The sequence below is a fragment of the Bacillus sp. AFS098217 genome (genome assembly GCF_002551815.1).
Classification (GTDB): domain Bacteria; phylum Bacillota; class Bacilli; order Bacillales; family Bacillaceae_G; genus Bacillus_A.
This window is the reverse complement of sequence record NZ_NVPR01000028.1, coordinates 23,004-42,060: the sequence shown is the minus strand read 5'-3', so window position 1 is coordinate 42,060 and position 19,057 is coordinate 23,004. Positions and strand designations below refer to the sequence as shown.

Genomic DNA, 19,057 nt, shown 5'->3' with positions numbered 1-19,057 from the left:
TTTGGCATCTAACTCCCTGCTATGCAGAAGTAAAAGTAACCTACACTCGTTTGCTCGTTCTGTTTTTACTTTGTATGTGGCAGAAAAAGGCCCTGACCGCTTCTATGCATGGCTAGATGCTCTCTCCCACTTAAAAAAGATGGGTTTTATGTCGGTTTGTTAATTGATGTATATATAAAGTTATCGTAGTTTCTCCTAGAGAAGTTGTTATTGTTTACAAGCCTCGACATCAATGCCTGCAGCAATTAATTTCTTTTCACCTTCTTGTTCAATGATTTTTTGTAATTTTGATAAGAAGGAATCAAAGTCTGTATGCTTAGCAACTTGAAATGTCATTTTATGTTCAATTGGAAGCCAAGTATCGATATCTGCTTCGTTATGCTGAATCTTTACCTCTAGCTTATCGAGAGCATTTGCAACTTTGGCTTCATATGTTTCTTTCGCTTCAAATTCCATCCATAAATCGTACAATTCTTCACCAAGAGGACCTTCTAGTGTCTGTTTAATGTGTAAAATTGCTTGTTGTTCATTTTCTTGTTTTTTTAATTGTAATTCATGACTATTCATTGTATCAAAAGCAGGGATATCCCCAGCTTCAGCTTCCACAAGATCATGAATAATAACCATTTTAAGTAGCTTTTCCATGTTTACTTCTTTATCTAAATAAGGCTGAACCAAGACAGCCATTAGTGACATACGCCATGTATGTTCGGCAACGCTTTCTTGACGACCGTTAGAAAGCCAGCTATGTCTCATTTCATATTTCAGTTTTTCTGCTAGTGCAATGACTTGCAAAATATTATGTTCCATATGGATCCTCCTCATATTGCTATATTGTAATTTTAATATAAAAACGAAATGTGTCAATATGTGTCAATTTCATGAGAATATTGCGATAAACGGATAAGGGAAGTATAATGATAAGGGAATGCGAAAACGTATTATTAAAATAAAAAAATATTTCCAAAAAACAAAAAGGAAGGGCAGGAATATGGGAGACGAAAATCAATTGTTAGCTAGACCAAATAAGAAAAAAAGAAAGTTTGATATTTCTAGCCCGTTTGGCATTGTAGTAGGATTCGTCATTGTAATTGCAGCAATCATGCTTGGCGGCGGTGGAATAAAAGGTTTTAAAAATTTCTTGGATATTTCATCTATTTTAATTGTTATAGGAGGAACAGCAGCTACAGTTGTTGTTGCTTATAGATTTGGTGAAATAAAAAAATACACGAAGAGTATTTTTTCTGTATTGAATAGACAAGAAGAAGACTTAGAACAACTAACGGAATTATTTGTAGATTTCTCCAGAAAATCAAAAAAACATGGCCTATTATCGTTAGAGGCGGATGGAGAACAGGTAGATAATCCTTTTATTCAAAAAGGAATTCGCTTAATGCTAAGTGGGTACGATGAAGAGGAATTAAAAGAAATACTAACGAGGGATATTGAAACAGAAGTATATGAGTTGAAAAAAGGTGCGACATTACTAGATAAAATTGGTGATTTTGCACCAGCTTGGGGAATGATCGGGACATTAATTGGTCTAATCATTATGCTTCAAAATTTACAGGATACTTCACAAATTGGTACTGGTATGGCAGTAGCGATGTTAACGACGCTGTATGGATCGGTGATTGCTAATATGATTGCGATTCCGCTTGCTGAAAAAGTATATCGCGGTATTGAAGATATGTATACAGAGAAGAAGTTTATTATAGAGGCGATTTCAGAGCTGTATAGTGGACAAATTCCTTCTAAATTAAAATTAAAGCTGGATACGTATGTATATGAAACGAAAATAAAAAAAGAAAAACGAGCAGCCTAGTTTTTTAGGGGGGGGTATGATGATAAAACGACCGCAAAAAGGATCACCGCGCTGGATGACGACCTTTACCGATTTAACGATGTTATTGCTTACTTTTTTTGTATTATTAGTTGCTACGTCAAAACAAGATACAGCGAAATTTTCAAAGATGCTTGAGAAGTTTAGTGATGCAGGGCAAGTGGATGCACAAGTAATGGAAAATACAATACCTGATATTTCTCATGAAAAAAATAGTGAAAAGGTAGCTTCCAAAAAAAGAATGGATGAATTATATAAAAAGTTAAAAAATTATGTAACAGATAATGGAATTGAAGAGGTAAAAGTTTACCGTGAAGATACAGGTGTTAGTATTGTTATTGTAGATAATTTAATATTTGATACAGGAGATGCGAACATTAAACCTGAAGCGAAAGATATTATAAGTGGATTAGCAGGATTTTTTCAATCTGTTCCAAATCCAATCGTCGTAGAAGGTCACACGGATAGTAGACCAATTCATAATGAGAAATTCCCATCAAACTGGGAATTATCTTCAGCCCGTGCTGCAAATATGATTCACCATCTTGTTGAGGTGTATCATATAGATGATAAAAGGCTAGCAGCAGTAGGATATGCGGATACAAAGCCAGTAGCACCAAACGATTCACCAGAGAATTGGGCAAAGAATCGTCGTGTTGTTATATATGTAAAAGAATAATATATTTCTATTTTATTAATAAAATAATAAAAATGTAGAAATTCTTAAAAAAAAATGTTAAATTTTCTCGTGTTATTTTGTATAATGGGTGAGAATGACAAGATTAAATATTAAGATATGGTTATACATAGAAGGAGAGAATTAAAAGAATGGCACATAAAATTTTAGTTGTAGATGATGCGATGTTTATGAGAACAATGATTAAAAACTTATTGAAAAACAGCACTGAATTTGAAATTATCGGTGAAGCAGAAAATGGATTAGAAGCAATTCAAAAATTTAAAGAGCTTCAGCCTGATATTGTAACACTAGATATTACAATGCCAGAAATGGATGGATTAGAAGCATTAAAGGAAATTATAAAAATTGATGCGAATGCAAGAGTGGTTATTTGCTCTGCGATGGGACAACAAAGCATGGTACTGGATGCAATTAAGCTTGGTGCGAAAGACTTTATTGTTAAGCCTTTCCAAGCTGATCGTGTTATTGAAGCATTAACAAAAGTAGTAACGAGCTAATTCATATAAAGGGGTGCCACAAAGAATCGAACAATGATATGTATAGAAGTGTGGTACCTCTTTTTCTATTGTTTTTAAAACATTAAATTGTTATACATAAATGAAATGTTTGTGGAGACAGGTAGGGGATTAAAATGCAAACAGATCTATTGAATATATTTTTTGAAGAGGCAGAAGAGCATTTACAATCATTAAATGAAAATGTGCTGAATTTAGAACAGAACCCTGAAGACATGGATGTCGTAGGAGAAATCTTCCGTTCAGCACATACATTTAAAGGTATGTCTGCAAGTATGGAATTTAGTGAAATGGCGGATTTAACGCATAAGATGGAAAATGTTCTTGATGAAATTCGTCATGGTAATATGGCAGTAAATGCCGATATTATAGATGTTGTTTTTGAGTGTATTGACAATTTGGAGAAAATGGTTGCAGATGTGCAGCAAGGCGGTATGGGAAATATAGATGTTACTGCTACAAAACAAAAACTAGAAGCATTATTAAATGGTGATGCAGTAAGTGCTGTGGAAAACCAAGCTCAAGTTGAGTTGGAGAACGATGAAACAGCTTCTTGCGAAATTCATGTTACTGTGGAACAACAAGCAATCTTAAAAGCAGTGCGAGCAATTATGTGTATTGAAGCATTGCAAAAATTGGGAAGTATAGAAAAAACGGTCCCAAGTATGGAAGAAATTGAGGCGGATACCTTTGGATTTGAATTTACAATTTATATGAATACAGATCAAAGTGAGGAAGAGCTAAAACAAGCTGCACTTCATGTTTCTGAAATTGAAAAAGTAGAAGTAAAGCAAATCCAAAAAGAAAAAACAGCCGTACAAAAGAAGAAAGAAGCTGTTCAGCCTGTAATTAAGCAGAACGTAACGCCTGCTCAATCGACTTCTAAAGAGGCGCCTTCAAAAGGGAGCGCAAAAGGTAAAAATGCAAAAGTAGAAAACCGCTCTATTCGTGTGCAATTAGAAAAAATCGAGCGATTGATGAACATGTTTGAAGAAAGTGTAATTGAACGTGGTCGCATCGATGAATTAGCAGAGACGATTCAAAATAAAGAATTAATTGAGCATTTAAATCGATTAGGTGATATTTCTAAGGATATTCAAAATGTACTATTAAATATGCGCATGGTGCCGATTGAAACGGTCTTTAATCGCTTCCCACGTATGGTACGCATGCTTGCAAAAGATTTAGGGAAAAAAATTGATTTACAAATTACAGGTGAAGATACCGAAGTTGATAAAATCGTTATCGATGAAATTGGAGATCCGCTTGTTCATTTAATTCGTAACGCAATCGATCATGGTATTGAAACAGTTGAAAAGCGTCGTGATGCTGGGAAAAATGAAACAGGTACGATGAAATTAGAAGCGTTTCATAGCGGTAATCATGTTGTAATTCAAATTACGGATGATGGAAACGGCATTCATAAAGGGAAAGTATTAGAAAAAGCCATCAAAAATGGTGTTGTAACCGAAGCGGATGCTAATAAATTAACGGATCGTGAAGTGTTTGAACTTATTTTACAACCTGGTTTTAGTACGGCTGAAGTTGTTTCAGATCTTTCTGGACGCGGTGTTGGATTAGATGTTGTAAAGCATACGATTCATAGTTTAGGCGGACATTTAATTGTTGATTCAGAAGAAGGAAAAGGTAGTACGTTCCGTATTGAGCTTCCTTTAACACTTTCTATTATTCAATCTATGCTTGTGCAAACGAATGAAACGCGTTATGCTTTCCCGCTTGGCAATATTGTAGAGGCGATTCGAATTAAGAAAGAGGACATACAAGCATTAAATGGGAAAGACGTTCTTAATTATCGTGATCAAATTATTGAAGTGAAACATTTAAGTGTTGTTTTTGGTGAGAAAACAGCAGCTGAGGTGTTTGAATCATATGAAGGTCAAATGGTTCCGGTTTTAATCGTTCGTAATACGCATCGAAGCTATGGACTTATTGTAAATACAATTATTGGTCAAAGAGAAATTGTCTTAAAGTCGTTAGGTGACTTTTTTGCAGAGAATGCAAATCATTTCTCTGGTGCGACAATTCTTGGTGACGGACGGGTAGTCCTCATTTTAAACCCAGAAGGTTTATAATATGAATGAAACTCCCCAGTAGATAGAATTGGGGAGTTTTTAGTTACTAGAATAATAAAGTGTATATTTGTTCATCTATGTTTACAATTTTTATAATAAGTTTGTTAAAATATAACGAGTGTAATAGATAGTCTATATGATTTTAAGAAAAAACAGAAATGAGGGGGCGGGGAAAATGCCTGAACAACATACAAAAGGAGACACGGGCACAATTGTGCTAGAAAAAGAAAATCAGCCACTTACGTCTCAAGAGTGTGACATTCTTGGAGAGATTGCAAATATATCATTTGGTTCAGCTTCAACTGTATTATCAACCATTTTAAATAGGCAAGTAAGTATTACTGCTCCTCATGTAGAGATGGTAGATTTATATGATGCGAGAGAAATTGAAATCCCACATGTCGTATTAAATATTTATTTTACAAAAGGACTAGATATGGAGAATCTTCTTGTCCTTAAGCAAGATGTTGCCTTGGCCATCGCGGATTTAATGATGATGGGAACAGGTGAGGTTGAAGAAGGAAAAGAACCTGGAGAATTAGAACTAAGTGCGGTACAAGAAGCGATGAATCAGATGATGGGATTTGCGGCAACATCTATGTCAGAGTTCTTCCGAGATACGGTTGATATGTCTCCGCCAACGATTAAGGTCGTAAAGCTAGCGGAAGAGATGGAGAAAATCTCTGGTATTGATGGAAACGGTACGATTATTAAAGTGTCATTTGACTTAAAAATAGATGATCTCGTAAACTCTAAACTTGTACAAATCGTGTCAGTTGAAAATGCGAAACAAATGATAAATAAATTGTTGCAGTTATCTGGCGGTGCAGCACCAGCAGAAGTACAAGACGTAGAAGAGACGCAGGAGCTAGAAAAAACGGAAGAACAGCCTGTAAAAGAGTACTTAACACAAGAGGAAAAGGATGTACTTGGAGAAATTGCTAATATTTCTATAGGTTCGGCTTCAACGGTATTGTCGACAGTGTTAAATCAACCAGTAAGTATTAGTACACCGAATGTGGAAACGATTAATGTTCGTCATTATGATGATGTGCCGATGCCGTTTGTTATTTTAAACGTTGACTTTGTTGAAGGTTTGAAAAATGAAAATGTGTTCGTATTTACGAAAGATGTTGCTTTAACGATGGTAGACCTTATGATGATGGGGACGGGAGAAATTGATCCAGAGCAAGAACTTACAGAGCTAGAGTTAAGCGGTATTAAAGAAATTATGAACCAAATGATGGGGCATGCGGCAACTGCAATGTCAGAAATGTTTATGGAGAAAATGGACATTACTCCGCCGGCGGTGAAATTTGTTACATTAAAAGAAGAAATGGAATATTTAGGAGAAGGAACAGATTGCGACGAATTTGTTCAAATTACATTTAATATTGACATTGGGGATCTTGTTCACTCAAAAATGTATCAAATTTTGCCGATTCCAGAGGCGAAGGAAATGGCAAGACGTCTTCTTTATCCAGTTGTCGAAGAAGCAGCTGAAGAGGAAGAAGTTGTAGTAGAGGAAGAAATTCAAGTTCCAGTAGTGCAGCCGATTGCGTTTCAAGAAATCAAAGCGAATAATCCATCGTATATGGATACATCCATTCTGCAAAATGTGGAAGTCGATGTAAAATTTGTATTTGGAAGCACGGTCAAAACGATTCAAGATATACTCAGCTTACATGAAAATGACGCAGTTGTGTTGGATGAAGATATTGATGAACCGATTCGAATTTATGTAAATGATGTATTAGTCGCTTACGGTGAACTTGTAAATGTTGATGGCTTTTTCGGTGTGAAAGTTACAAAATCGTTATAAGACATCAAAATAGGAGTTTGAACAAATAGATGAAAAGTATGAGACGTTTTCTCATTGGCTGGATGGTATTACATCTACTTATATTGTTCCCTATGCAAAGTAAAGCGGAAGAAGATGTAGTGCAAAATAATGATATAGGTAAAATGGATCAACAAGATGAGCGAGATATAGACCAAAAAGAAGAGAAAGACCAAAAAATAGAAACAGAAACTGAACAGCAGCATGAGCAAAAGATCGAAACGGAGCTAGGTGTAGTTACGGTTAGTAAACAACAGGCTATACCTGGAGAAAAGGTTCGAATTGCAGTAGAGCCGAAAGAACAAAATATTCAAAGTATAAAAGGCTCATTGCAATTGCAAAAAAATGATAGCCAGTACGATCAAAAAAGACTGCTATCTTTTGCGTACGAAGATGAAACGAAGCAATGGGTTACATACTATACGGTTGGACCATACGACTTAGAAGGTGATTGGCATCTTCAGCTCATGCAAAGTCGTAAAGAAGATGGAAAAGAAGAGTTAGAAGAGCGAGAAGAAAAGGTTCCACTTGTTCATATTAAAAATGAAACACCGACTTTGGATAAAGAACCACCGAAGCTTGAGCAAATAATCATTGATGGAGCGAAAGATGGAGTGGTAGAGCGAAAGATTGGTGATTCGTTCAATATTCGTGTGAAAGCATCAGATGCAGAATCAGCGGTGAAAGAAGTACGCGTTGTATTAAAAGGGAAAGAGAACAGCAGCGAGATTACTTTTTCACTAGATTACAATAAGCGAGAAATGGATTGGCGCAAAATGTGTGAAGTAACAGAGGCGTTGCAAGCGGGTACATATCGCCTTAGTATTGAGATCGTTGATGCTGCGGGGAATCAATTCGTCCAAGAAAGTGAATATGTGATATCGGTGAGAGGACAACAGGCAAAAGAAAATGAACAGCAAGAAGGATTGATTCAAGCAAATAAACAAGAAGAGCAGCATATAAAGCAAGAGCAAGTGACGGGGAAAGAAGAAAAGATGGCTCAGGTCGTCGATGTACCTAAGAAGCAAGAGGAACCAACTCATCCTCAACAAGAAGCGACGAAAGTACATAAGAAGACAACGGATGAAAAGGACGATAAAGCCGCTTCAAAAAAACAAGAGCAAGTTGAGAGTCAAAAAGAGAAAAAGCAGCCGAAAAATGAACAAGGTATTGAGGCCTCAGATGTATTTGCCGTTATATCTGGATTGTTCGTATTATTCTTTGTCTTAAAAAATAATAAAGAGTGGGGCTAAAAAGAACGATATTATACTGTGGTATTTGAAAAGGGAGGCGTAAAATGGACATCAAACGCATTGCGATTGAAAATAAGACGTTAGAGCCATTAAAACAGCCTGCTGCTAGTTTTGAACAAGAAGTGCAGGAAGAACAAAAGCAAAGTAATGTTACGTTTACGACTCAATCTCAAATCATTACAAAAAATAATGAAATCGGAATTTTACTTGCTAGCCTTGCTGACGGGAAAGCGCTAAAAGAAGTTCTCACAAAGGAAATGGACACAGTATTGCAGTTGTTTTCGAAGCTTCATACCCTTACAAAAGAAGGGCGACAATCAGAACCCATCTATGAACAAATTGTGAGAAGTATAGAGGGTCTTATTAAACAAGCACATGTGAAAGGGATTCCTTTACTAGATGGAACATATGACTTCGCTGAAGTACCGATGTCGTTTGGGAGAAAAGTGTTGATCCCATTACTGGATGTAAGAGGGCTTGTTTCTAGAGCGGAACAGGATTCTTCACAAGGAAATATAAACATGCTTGTTGGCGTGATTACAACCTATATTACAAAGCTGTCGAGTGAAGTTATTTTGATGAATGGCGCGTATATCGTTCCGAAAGACCGCGATGCAAGTGTATGGCGAGCGCTAGCTGAAATGAATATAACGCAGTTATCTCATCAATTGAAAGAAGTCGTGCAGGAGCATAAGTGGTCTATGACCATGTGCTTTTTACTCATATGGATCATTTGTATCGTTCTGATTCGATGGTAATAGCAATGCTATAAGAAAAGGGTCGCCGTTCTATACAAGAAGGCGACCCTTTTCTTATAGGTTATATTTTCTCATAAAAGAATGTATCGAAGCGCTGAAGATTATAGCGTTCAGGAGTTAAGATTTGCTCGGTGCTGCCGACAAATAATACGCCGCCTTTTCGTAAAGAACGGCTGAATTTTTCATAAAGCTTACTTCTTGCTTCTTCTGTAAAATAAATCATGACGTTACGACAAAGAATTAAATCGTAATTTGTATCAAAGGATTGTGTTAACAAATCATGCTGTTTAAATGTTACTTGCTGTTTAATACTTCGGTTTAGTGTATATGTATCGTTTTCTTTTGTAAAATGACGCGTTTTAATGGTGTCAGGTAATTCTTTTAGTGATCGTTCCGCATATTGTCCTTGCTTTGCTTTTTCTAAAATATGAAAATCAAGATCTGTTGCCTGAATTTCAAAGCGAAACGCTGGTAATCGATCTGATAAGATTAATGAAAGGGTATATGGTTCCTCTCCAGCTGCGCATGCAGCACTCCATGCTTTTAGTTTACCATTATTTTGTTCTAATAGTTTTGGGAGAACTTTTGTTTCTAACGTTTGCCAGCGTTCTTTATTACGGAAAAATTCCGATACATTGATCGTAATGTAATCAATAAAGCTTGTAAATAATTCCTGGTTATTTCGTAAAGTATTCAGGAAGTTGGCGTAATTTTCAAAACCTTTTCGGGAAATGAAAGAATCAATTCTTCTACGCATCCTATCTTGTTTATATGAAGAAATATCCATATTAAATTGCTGTTTAAAACTCGCTATAAAATAATCATAGTTCGGTTCAGTTGTCATAGTTATATAGGCACAATATTTTGTATTGTGCCTCCCCCTTTTACATCGTGCGAATTTTTTGTTCAAAGCTTTTTTGCATTTGTTCTACATGTGAGCCCGGTAAATCATAAATAACGGCATCAATGCCAGCGTCTTTGGCGATATCGACAGGAATAACAGAAGTATGCTTATCGCCGTTATAAAAACAGAGAACTAAATTGCTGTTTTCGACAATTTGTTTGACAAAAAACATATATTCTGATCGATAAATTGAATCGTATGGGTGATCGAAAGCGATATACTGAGCCCCATGCGCTTGTAAATAATCGATAGCCTCTTGAAACTCGTCTGTTAGCAAATGCAATGGTTGTAATGTATACAGGCATAAATTTTGTGCAAGTCTTTCATTTTCAACAAAGAAACGAAGGACTTCATTTTCAATAGATTTGTAACATAATATGTAAATTTTATGTTTGTTAGCATAGTCTGATAAAAAATTTTTGATTTCTTCTCGATCTAATGCTGTTAATTGATTTGAACCACAAAGAAAGATATTCATAGATTTGTGCCACCTCATGATAAATTGTAACATATCTTCTGCAAAAAATAACTGCAAAATATCGTGATACAGAGTATAATTATAAATAACTGGATTTTACGATTAAGTGAAGAAAGAAATAAAAAAATAAATAGGTGATATGTATGCTACGTTCTATCTCGCATAATCCAATTTTATCGCATATACCGCCTGCTACGCAAACACCGAAAGAAGCGAATTCAAGAAGTGGTCTTGTTTTTTCGGATAATTTGCATGCAGAGGATAAGAATGATAAATTGCTAGAACAAATGGAGACATTTGTTGATAATATTGGAGAAATTAAAGAAAAAATTGAATTAGAGTTAACGCTGGACAATGTGATGGAATACAAAAATACAGTAAAATCATTTTTGAATTTCTATGTTGATCATGTACTGCAGTACAAAGATGTAATGTCGCGTCATCCGAGGTATGGATACTCGCAAAAAATGACAATTGTGAAACAAGCTGAAATGGGTTTAAATGATTTAGAAGATGTTATGAATTTAATTAATACAAAAACAGGTCATTTAGAAATGTTAAATCAAATCGGCGAAATTCACGGTTTAATAGTTAACCTAGTATTGTAAAAAGGAGGGAAGTTATATGTACATACAATTATATGAGAAACTTGTTCTCATCCAAAAGGCATATGAAAATATTAGTGTGCTTGGAGAACAAATGTATGAGAATTTACAACAAAAAAATGTGAGTGAAGTACAAAAGTTACAAGTAGAGCAAATGCAGTATATAGACGGTGTCAAACAGCTGACAACTGCTTTTCAAGAAATGATTGAGCAGTTTTGTAAGGAAAATGGCATCGAACCATATCGTATGCAATCATTATTTTCGTATTTTTCGGAAGAAGAAATTGAAAAAATAAAAGAATTACAAAAAACATTAACAACGCTAGAAGAAAATGTAAAAATGATACTTTCGAAAAATCAATATTACTTAAACGTACTATTAAAAATTACAGAAGGTATTGTGGATTCTGTTTCTGAATACAATCTGGAAAGGAATCATAATTCGCAAATCTTTATAAATGAGTTATTGTAAAGGAGAAGTGAAAAATCATGAGGTTATCTGACTATAATAGACCGCTATCTGGTTTGTTAGCAGCACAACTAGGTTTGAAAACAACGCAACAAAACCTTTCTAACATTCATACACCAGGATATGTGCGCCAAATGGTGAATTACGGATCGATTGGATCAAGTAGAGGTGATACACCAGAGCAAAGAATTGGCAACGGTGTTCAAACATTGAGCATAGACCGTGTTACGGATGAAGTGAAAACAAAGCAATATAATGAGCAATTCTCTCAGCTTTCTTATTATTCTTATATGAATTCTACTTTAGGACGAGTAGAGTCAATGGTAGGAACAACTGGGCCCAACTCGTTATCGAGTTTAATGGATGGTTTCTTTAATTCATTTCGTGAAGTAGCCAAAAATCCAGAACAACCGAATTACTATGATACGTTAATTGCTGGAACAAATAAATTTACGAATCAAGTAAATCGCCTCGCAAAAAACTTAGATACGGCAGAAACACAAACAGCAGAAGATATTGAAGGTCATGTAAATGAGTTTAACCGCCTTGCTACTAATTTAGCAGAAGCGAATAAAAAGATTGGACAGGCAGGCTCGCCCGTACCGAATCAGCTCTTAGATGAGCGGGATCGTATTATCACGGACATGTCTCAATATGCCAACATAGAAGTTTCTTACGAATCAATGAATCCTAATATTGCGAGTGTTAGAATAAGTGGCTCGTTAACAGTGAGTGGACAAGATACATACCCACTTCAGCTGAAAAAGGATCAGGAACCATATAAAGTCCAAATCTCTGGAAAAGATATTTCGTTAAACGGCGGTTCCATTTCTGCTGCAATTGATACGAAAGCAAAGATTGCTGACTATAAGAAAGACTTCCAGGAATTAATGATTGCTGTTAAGGACCAAGTGAACACTGTTATGAAGAAAGACTTCTTTATCGGAGATCATGCACGAAATATTCAATTAAATCCTGACTTCATAAAAGACGTTTCAAAAATGAAAATTTCTGCCGATACTGCAAACCAACTTGCAAGAGTTACAGATCAACCATATAAGAACGGACTTTCTTATAAGCAAACATTAGATAAATTCCTTGTTGGGATAGCATCTGATAAAAACGCCGCTAGCGCATTTAAAGACATTCATGGAGACTTATTACAAGGTATTGAACAAGAAAAAATGAGTATAGAAGGCGTCAATATGGAAGAAGAAATGGTCAATTTAATGGCATTCCAAAAGTATTTTGTAGCGAATTCAAAGGCAATTACGACGATTAATGAAGTATTTGATAGCCTATTTTCAATTATTCGATAAAGTGAAGTTAGTTAATTCATAAAGAATTAAAATATATAAAGAGGGTGATTTTATGAGAGTATCCACATTTCAAAATGCAAACTGGGCTAAAAACCAAATGATGGGCTTAAATGTTCAACAGCAATATCATCGTAATCAAGTAACTTCGGGTAAGAAAAATCTTCTCATGAGTGAGGATCCGCTTGCAGCAAGTAAATCGTTTGCAATAGCGCACTCATTAGAGGATATTACACAAATGCAAAAAGATATAACAGATTCGAAAAATATATTAACGCAAACAGAAACTGCATTACAAGGCATTTCTACATCCTTAAAAAGAGCGAACCAATTAACACTTCAAGCGTTAAATGAGACGAATGGTCCAAACGAACTGCGAGCAATTGGAGCAGAAGTTGATCAAATCTTAAAACAAGTCGTGTACTTAGCAAATACAAAAGAACAAGGGCGTTACATTTTTGGCGGAGATAGTGTTGCGCAGTCTCCATTTCAAGAAAATGGAACGTACCAAGGCGGGCAAAATGATGTAATTTGGCAATTAAACGACGGTTATGAATTTAAGGCATTCCGCAACGGAAAAGAGGTATTATCTCCGGCCATTGAAACATTGATGAAGATGAGAGATGCGTTGCAGAACGGTGATCAACAAGCGTTACGACCATTATCAGATGAAAATAAACAAAATCTAGATAAGGTGCTGGATCGTATAACAGAAGTTGGTTCAACAATGAACACAATGGATACATTTAAAACAATCTTAAGTGAACAGAATTTAGCACTGCAAGAAAACCGCAAAGAAATTGAAGATGTCGATTTAGCGGTAGCTATTTCTGATTTAGCTTATATAAATGCCACGTATGAAGCAACATTAAAGGCTGTTAGTACGATGAGCAAAACGAGTATTTTAGATTATATGTAAATAGAATAAGGAGTGGAAAAAAATGACAGGAACATCAATTTCTAATATTGGGGATAGACAACAGATTTGGAATCTTGGTAATACTCTTATTGATACGAAAAATTTTGTGGATTTAGAGCTATCAGCGTTAGAGATGAGAAAAACACCTTATAATAACGAGAAGAATAAACTTTCACAAGATAAATTATTATATACAAGTTTAAAATCAGAATTTAGTTCATTTACACAAACATTTAAAAACTTAGCTGCTTTTAAAGGAAATGAGAAGAAGGTAACGACGTCACAAGACGGTTATATCAATGTAAAAGCAGATGGTGGTGCAATTGCGGGGACGTTTAACATGACAATTACGCAATTGGCTCAGCGTCATCAAATTGCTTCGAATCCAATTAATCTAGAGGATAAATTAAATGTAAATGATACGCTCAAAATTGGTAAGGATAAGGAACTAAAAGTAACAGCTGATATGACTTATAAAGATTTAATTAATCGGATTAATGATGGAAACTATGGTGTATCTGCGTATACGCTTGGCGGAAAAATCTTTATGTCTTCCACAAAAGAAGGGGAAGAAAACAAAATTGATTTACATGATGGGACATCAGATTTATTTAAAAGGATGTTTTACAAAGATGAGAATGGTACAAGCGTCTTAAACACAATCAATGAAGCAAGGGATGCAAAATATACCATTAATGGTATTGGAGGAACGAGCGCTAGTAACACAGTCGAGGCACTTCCAGGTATGAAAATTGAGTTACTGAAAGTGACAGCTGCAGAAACGAATCCAGTAGAGCTAAAATTTACAGTAGATGATTCAAACGTAACAGATGCAGCTAACCTCATCAAAAAAATGGTAGCGGATTATAATAAAGCTGTTTCAACAGTAGATGTCTTTGCTGGGAAAGGCGGAGCTTTTCAAGGGCAATCGATTATGCAAAGTATTCGTCAAGTGATGAATAATGTTGCAACATTTTCGCAAGATGGAAACTATTTATTTACGTACGGTATTCAAATGAAATCAGATGGAACAATGGAAGTAAATGATGAGAAATTAACGAAAGCGTTGAAAGAAAATCCAGACGCAGCGAAACAATTCTTTTTTAGTTCTAAAGGTTTAGGAAAAATGATGGAAGAGCCGCTTGATAAAATTTTCGGTGATAAAGGTATAATTGGAAACCAAGTGGGAAATATTGACAAACGCGTAAGTGATCTGGATAGAAAAATCAATGATATTGATATGCAAAATCAACAAAAACAAGCTGACATTGTTAAGAAATATCAACAGTTAGAGACTACATTAGCAGCACTTGATAGCCAGTTAAAAACAATTAAAGCAATGACAAAACAAAAAAGTGATGATTAATGAAGGTTGAGGAAGTGAAAGTATGCAAGCATGGCAACGTTATATGCAAAATGATATTATGACGAGTAATCCGATAAAAAATACAATCTTTATTTATGAAAGATGTATCGTTGAGTTTCGTAAATTAGAAGAATTACTGACTACTTTTCAGTTGCAAGAAGGAGATGCGCTTCTTGAAAAGCTAGATCGTATTTTTGAAGAGCTAAAACTACAATTAAATCCAGAAATTACGAAAGATTTATATGATAGCTTGTTTGGCTTATACGATTGGATTAGTGTGCAAATTCAATCGATGAAACTAACACGCCAAGCAACAGCTATTGATGCAATTGAAAAAGTATTACAAGATTTAATAGATGGTTACCGCGGAGTGTTGGAAAATGAACAATGATATCTATCAAGCATTTGTCAGCTGTTTTAATGAAATAGGTGAGCTTGCGGCATCTGAGAAAGAATTTGCGGAAAAGAGTGAAATGTTGAATCGCTGGATGATGACATTAGATGATGAAGAGCGGGCAAAAGTTGCAGAAAAAATCAGTCCATTCATTATAAAAGCTGCGCGGCATATTCGAGATAAACAAAAGATATTAGAAGAAATGATTATATCGAACGATGGGCGTATGAAAGCAAATTCATTTTACGGTAAATATTAATCTATTATAATAACTCGTTGGGTGGTTATTGTAAGTATATGAAGAAGTGATTTTGTATAAGCTGAAAGCAGGGATTTACCTATTCAACTTGTAAGGGAATCTCCTGCTTTCAAACTATATATACATCAATTGAAAAAACGACAGAAAACCCCTCTTTTTAGATGGGAGAGAGCATCTGGCCATGCATAGAAGCGGTCAGAGCCTTTTTCTGCCACATGCGAAGTAAAAACAGAAAGAGCANNTTCTGCGTAGCAGGGATTTAGATGTCGAAAGATTAAAATGGATGTATATAAAATTACTAAGTAAAACAGTTCGTTGATAGAGGTGTCACTTTATGGATATAGGCAGAAGCGAAGCGGTTTTGTTCGTAGAATTGAATCGTTGTTCCTTCTTCTTATATTGTTTTTTGTATTCTTTTTTATATTTTTTTATTTTTTCTAAAGACAATATTGGAAAAATGACATAAAATATTGTAGGATACATAATAGTTATTATTTTAATAAATAGATACATATATGAAAATGGATCATGAAGTGAAACTTCCATCAGCGGATCATTGTGCTCATAAAAGAGAATGATGGAAAAGAAAGGGTGTGGAATATGCCAGATTTGATTAGTGACGTAGGTCACTATATGAACTATTTAGTAACAAAACGAAATACAGTTTCTAGTAATATTGCAAATGCAAATACACCAGGATATAAAGCACAGGATGTTACATTTGCTGAACAGATGCATATGAGCAATAAATTGTACAAAAAAAACAAAGCTGATTTGCAGACAAATCCTGATTTATATCAAACAAGTAATATGCATTTGCCGACAGCAAATGCGAAAAATACATACGCAAAGATTCAGACGAAATCGATGCAAACAAATAAAGATGGAAACAGTGTCGATGCAACAACAGAAATGATAGATTTACTGAAAACAAATCAGTTATATGGTATTTCAATCAATTCAATTAATACGCAGTATGCAATCGATCAAGCGGCACGAGGACGTTAAGGAAAAAGGAGTGACAACTATGTTTCAGGCAATTAATGCAAGTGGATCAGGATTAACAGCTGCGCGAAAGTGGATGGAAGTTACTTCTGATAATATTGTTAACGTTAATACAACAGGAGCGCCAGATGGAGAGCCATATCGTCGCCGCAGCGTTGTATTAGAGGAAAATAATAATTTTGCAAGTATGTTGAACCAAACTCCGAATAATGGAGTTAAAATCAGAAGTATTGAATCAGATCCAAAGGAAAATCTTGTTTACGATCCGTCACATCCACATGCGAATGCAGAAGGATATGTTCGCTATCCAAATGTTGATATGACAGCTGAAATGACGAATGTAATGGTCGCACAAAAAATGTATGAGGCGAATACAAGTGTACTAAATGCAAATAAAAAAATGCTCGATAAAGATTTAGAAATCGGCCGAGGATAATAGGGAAGAGGGAAAGTATGAAAATCGAATCAGTGATGAATACACAACCATTTGGGACAATCCAACCAATTGGCGCGCCGAAAACTTCACAAACATCTACGGTTGAAGGTAAGAAGTTTATTGATTTATTGGAAGATATGAATCAAACGCAAAACAATGCTCAAACAGCAGTATATGATTTGCTTACAAAAGGTGTGGGAGAGACACATGATGTCCTCATTCAACAAAAGAAAGCTGAATCACAAATGAAAACAGCGGCTGTTGTACGTGATAATCTGGTCGAAAACTATAAACAGCTACTTAATATGCAAATTTAGGAAAATGGACGGGTGTGTTTAAATGGAAAAGATAAAGAATGTTTTCCGATCGTTAAAAACGTGGCATAAGATGGTCATTGGCGCTGCGCTTTTAGCGATTGCAACAGGAGTACTTTTATATTTCACCTTGCCAGATAAATACGTTGTTGTATATCAAAATTTAAATGATGCAGATAAACAAGAGATTACAGCAGAATTATCAAAGCTAGGTGTCGATTATCAGCTAGCAAGCGATGGAGCGATTCGGGTTCAAAAGAAAGATGCTCAGTGGATTCGAAAAGAAATGAATGGAATGGGTTTACCATTTAACTCTAAAAGCGGAGAAGAGATTTTATTAGAAAGCTCACTTGGATCAAGTGAACAAGACAAGAAGATGAAACAGCTTGTCGGTACGAAGAAACAATTGGAGCAAGATATTATTAGAAACTTTGCGACAGTGGAAAGCGCAAACGTTCAAATTACCTTGCCAGAAAAAGAAACGATTTTCGATGAAGAAAAAGCAAAAGGAACGGCTGCGATTACAGTTGGTGTAAAACGCGGGCAAACGTTGACAGAGGATCAAGTTGCAGGAATTCAGCAGATGATTAGTGCAGCAGTTCCAGGTGTGAAACCAGAAGAAGTCAGCGTTATCGATAGTAAAAAAGGCATCGTGTCAAAAGGAGCAGAAGCATCTCATAATGCAGGCTCATCTTCATATGAGAAAGAAGTAGAGATGCAGCAGCAAATTGAAAGTAAGCTGAAACAAGATATTGATGCAACATTATCAACGATGTTTAAACAAAATGAGTTTAAGGTCAATACGAAGGTAAATGTAAATTATGATGAAGTAACACGCCAGTCAGAAAAATATGGTGATAAAGGTGTGCTTCGTAGTAAACAAGATCAGCAGGAGCGTTCCACAGCGCAAGAAGGTGCGGATGCGAAGCAGGCTGCTGGTATTACCGCAAATGGCCAAGTGCCAAACTACGGTACAAGCAATAATCAAAATGGAAAAGTCGTGTATGACAACAACAGCGGTAACAAAATCGAAAACTACGAAATTGATAAAACGGTTGAAACGATTAAAAAGCATCCAGAATTAACAAAGACAAACGTTGTTGTTTGGGTGGATAATGATACGTTAGTAAAACGAAAAATTGATATGACAACTTTTAAAGAAGCCATTGGAACAGCAGCTGGTTTACAAGTAGATCCAAATGGACAATTTACAAACGGTCAAGTAAATGTTGTTACGGTTCAATTTGATCAACCGAAAGCAGAAAAAACAAAAGAACCAGAACCAAGTGGTTTCAACTGGTGGTTAATTGGTGGAATAACTGGAGGGCTTCTCGCACTAGGTGGTTTATTATGGTACTTCTTAGCGAAACGTAAGAAAGAGGATGAAGAAGAACTAGAAGAATATGAGCCATTTGCGGAAGAAGAAGTGGCTGCTACTGAGGAAGTCATTATGGAAATTCCAGAGGAAGAGCCAGAACCAGCAGAACCAGCGGAACCAACGCTAGATGAACAAGTGCAGGAAGCTACAAAAGAGCATGTAGAAGGTACTGCGAAAGTTATTAAAAAATGGTTAAACGGACAGTGAGGGAG

Annotated in this window: 21 protein-coding genes; 18 read left to right on the top strand and 3 right to left on the bottom strand. The window is 35.6% G+C overall.

Going from position 1 to position 19,057, the window contains the following annotated elements:
• Positions 1 to 207: 207 nt before the first annotated feature.
• Positions 208 to 810, bottom strand: a complete 603-nt coding sequence (locus tag COO03_RS06980) for an HD domain-containing protein (RefSeq protein WP_097896284.1) — start codon at positions 808 to 810, stop codon at positions 208 to 210.
• 181 nt (positions 811 to 991) lie between these two features.
• Here COO03_RS06980 and COO03_RS06975 point away from each other — a divergent pair, with 181 nt between their 5' ends.
• The 7 genes from COO03_RS06975 (at position 992) to COO03_RS06945 (ending at position 9,002) form a co-directional block, all read left to right on the top strand.
• A complete protein-coding gene (locus COO03_RS06975) occupies positions 992 to 1,825 on the top strand; it encodes a MotA/TolQ/ExbB proton channel family protein (RefSeq protein ID WP_097896282.1) in 834 nt (277 codons plus the stop codon).
• A 19-nt stretch (positions 1,826 to 1,844) separates the two neighbouring features.
• Positions 1,845 to 2,522, top strand: coding sequence for an OmpA family protein (locus tag COO03_RS06970; RefSeq protein WP_097896280.1), 678 nt, complete (start codon positions 1,845 to 1,847; stop codon positions 2,520 to 2,522).
• A 149-nt stretch (positions 2,523 to 2,671) separates the two neighbouring features.
• Complete coding sequence (locus COO03_RS06965; RefSeq protein ID WP_097896277.1) at positions 2,672 to 3,040, top strand: response regulator; 369 nt, start codon at positions 2,672 to 2,674, stop codon at positions 3,038 to 3,040.
• 134 nt (positions 3,041 to 3,174) lie between these two features.
• Positions 3,175 to 5,151 carry a chemotaxis protein CheA gene (locus COO03_RS06960; RefSeq protein ID WP_097896275.1) on the top strand — a complete coding sequence of 659 codons (1,977 nt, stop codon included), beginning with the start codon at positions 3,175 to 3,177 and terminating at the stop codon, positions 5,149 to 5,151.
• Positions 5,152 to 5,326: 175 nt separating this feature from the next.
• Positions 5,327 to 6,973, top strand: a complete 1,647-nt coding sequence (locus COO03_RS06955; protein WP_097896273.1) for a flagellar motor switch protein — start codon at positions 5,327 to 5,329, stop codon at positions 6,971 to 6,973.
• Positions 6,974 to 7,002: 29 nt separating this feature from the next.
• Positions 7,003 to 8,244: a transglycosylase gene (locus COO03_RS06950; protein ID WP_097896271.1), complete on the top strand. Its 1,242-nt coding sequence runs from the start codon at positions 7,003 to 7,005 to the stop codon at positions 8,242 to 8,244.
• A 44-nt stretch (positions 8,245 to 8,288) separates the two neighbouring features.
• Positions 8,289 to 9,002, top strand: a complete 714-nt coding sequence (locus COO03_RS06945; RefSeq protein ID WP_097896270.1) for a hypothetical protein — start codon at positions 8,289 to 8,291, stop codon at positions 9,000 to 9,002.
• 61 nt (positions 9,003 to 9,063) lie between these two features.
• Here the strand turns inward: COO03_RS06945 and COO03_RS06940 are convergent, their stop codons facing one another.
• Together COO03_RS06940 and COO03_RS06935 are read right to left on the bottom strand one after the other, a co-directional pair.
• Positions 9,064 to 9,846 (bottom strand): CheR family methyltransferase, encoded by a 783-nt coding sequence (locus COO03_RS06940; RefSeq protein ID WP_097896268.1) that lies wholly within the window; start codon positions 9,844 to 9,846, stop codon positions 9,064 to 9,066.
• Between the two features lie 40 nt (positions 9,847 to 9,886).
• On the bottom strand, positions 9,887 to 10,384 hold the full coding sequence (locus COO03_RS06935) for a flagellar motor switch protein FliG (RefSeq protein WP_097896266.1): 498 nt from the start codon (positions 10,382 to 10,384) through the stop codon (positions 9,887 to 9,889).
• A gap of 143 nt (positions 10,385 to 10,527) precedes the next feature.
• On the opposite strand from COO03_RS06935, the gene COO03_RS06930 reads away from it, so the two are divergent.
• The 11 genes from COO03_RS06930 (at position 10,528) to fliF (ending at position 19,052) form a co-directional block, all read left to right on the top strand.
• Complete coding sequence (locus tag COO03_RS06930) at positions 10,528 to 10,992, top strand: YaaR family protein (RefSeq protein WP_097896264.1); 465 nt, start codon at positions 10,528 to 10,530, stop codon at positions 10,990 to 10,992.
• A gap of 16 nt (positions 10,993 to 11,008) precedes the next feature.
• Positions 11,009 to 11,461, top strand: coding sequence for a flagellar export chaperone FlgN (locus tag COO03_RS06925; protein ID WP_097896263.1), 453 nt, complete (start codon positions 11,009 to 11,011; stop codon positions 11,459 to 11,461).
• 17 nt (positions 11,462 to 11,478) lie between these two features.
• A complete protein-coding gene (gene flgK, locus COO03_RS06920) occupies positions 11,479 to 12,777 on the top strand; it encodes a flagellar hook-associated protein FlgK (protein WP_097896260.1) in 1,299 nt (432 codons plus the stop codon).
• 52 nt (positions 12,778 to 12,829) lie between these two features.
• Positions 12,830 to 13,693 (top strand): flagellar hook-associated protein 3, encoded by an 864-nt coding sequence (locus COO03_RS06915; protein ID WP_097896258.1) that lies wholly within the window; start codon positions 12,830 to 12,832, stop codon positions 13,691 to 13,693.
• A gap of 22 nt (positions 13,694 to 13,715) precedes the next feature.
• A complete protein-coding gene (locus COO03_RS06910) occupies positions 13,716 to 15,059 on the top strand; it encodes a flagellar hook-associated protein 2 (protein WP_097896256.1) in 1,344 nt (447 codons plus the stop codon).
• Positions 15,060 to 15,081: 22 nt separating this feature from the next.
• Positions 15,082 to 15,450 carry a flagellar export chaperone FliS gene (locus tag COO03_RS06905; protein WP_097896253.1) on the top strand — a complete coding sequence of 123 codons (369 nt, stop codon included), beginning with the start codon at positions 15,082 to 15,084 and terminating at the stop codon, positions 15,448 to 15,450.
• Positions 15,440 to 15,712, top strand: coding sequence for a flagellar biosynthesis protein FlgG (locus COO03_RS06900; RefSeq protein WP_097896251.1), 273 nt, complete (start codon positions 15,440 to 15,442; stop codon positions 15,710 to 15,712). Before COO03_RS06905 ends, COO03_RS06900 begins: the two co-directional genes overlap by 11 nt.
• A 600-nt stretch (positions 15,713 to 16,312) precedes the next feature.
• On the top strand, positions 16,313 to 16,720 hold the full coding sequence (gene flgB, locus COO03_RS06895) for a flagellar basal body rod protein FlgB (RefSeq protein ID WP_097896249.1): 408 nt from the start codon (positions 16,313 to 16,315) through the stop codon (positions 16,718 to 16,720).
• Positions 16,721 to 16,739: 19 nt separating this feature from the next.
• Entirely contained in the window at positions 16,740 to 17,153 is a 414-nt protein-coding gene (gene flgC, locus COO03_RS06890; RefSeq protein ID WP_097896247.1) for a flagellar basal body rod protein FlgC, read from the top strand.
• Positions 17,154 to 17,170: 17 nt separating this feature from the next.
• A complete protein-coding gene (fliE, locus tag COO03_RS06885; protein WP_097896245.1) occupies positions 17,171 to 17,470 on the top strand; it encodes a flagellar hook-basal body complex protein FliE in 300 nt (99 codons plus the stop codon).
• Between the two features lie 22 nt (positions 17,471 to 17,492).
• Positions 17,493 to 19,052 carry a flagellar basal-body MS-ring/collar protein FliF gene (gene fliF, locus COO03_RS06880; RefSeq protein WP_097896243.1) on the top strand — a complete coding sequence of 520 codons (1,560 nt, stop codon included), beginning with the start codon at positions 17,493 to 17,495 and terminating at the stop codon, positions 19,050 to 19,052.
• Positions 19,053 to 19,057 lie beyond the last annotated feature (5 nt).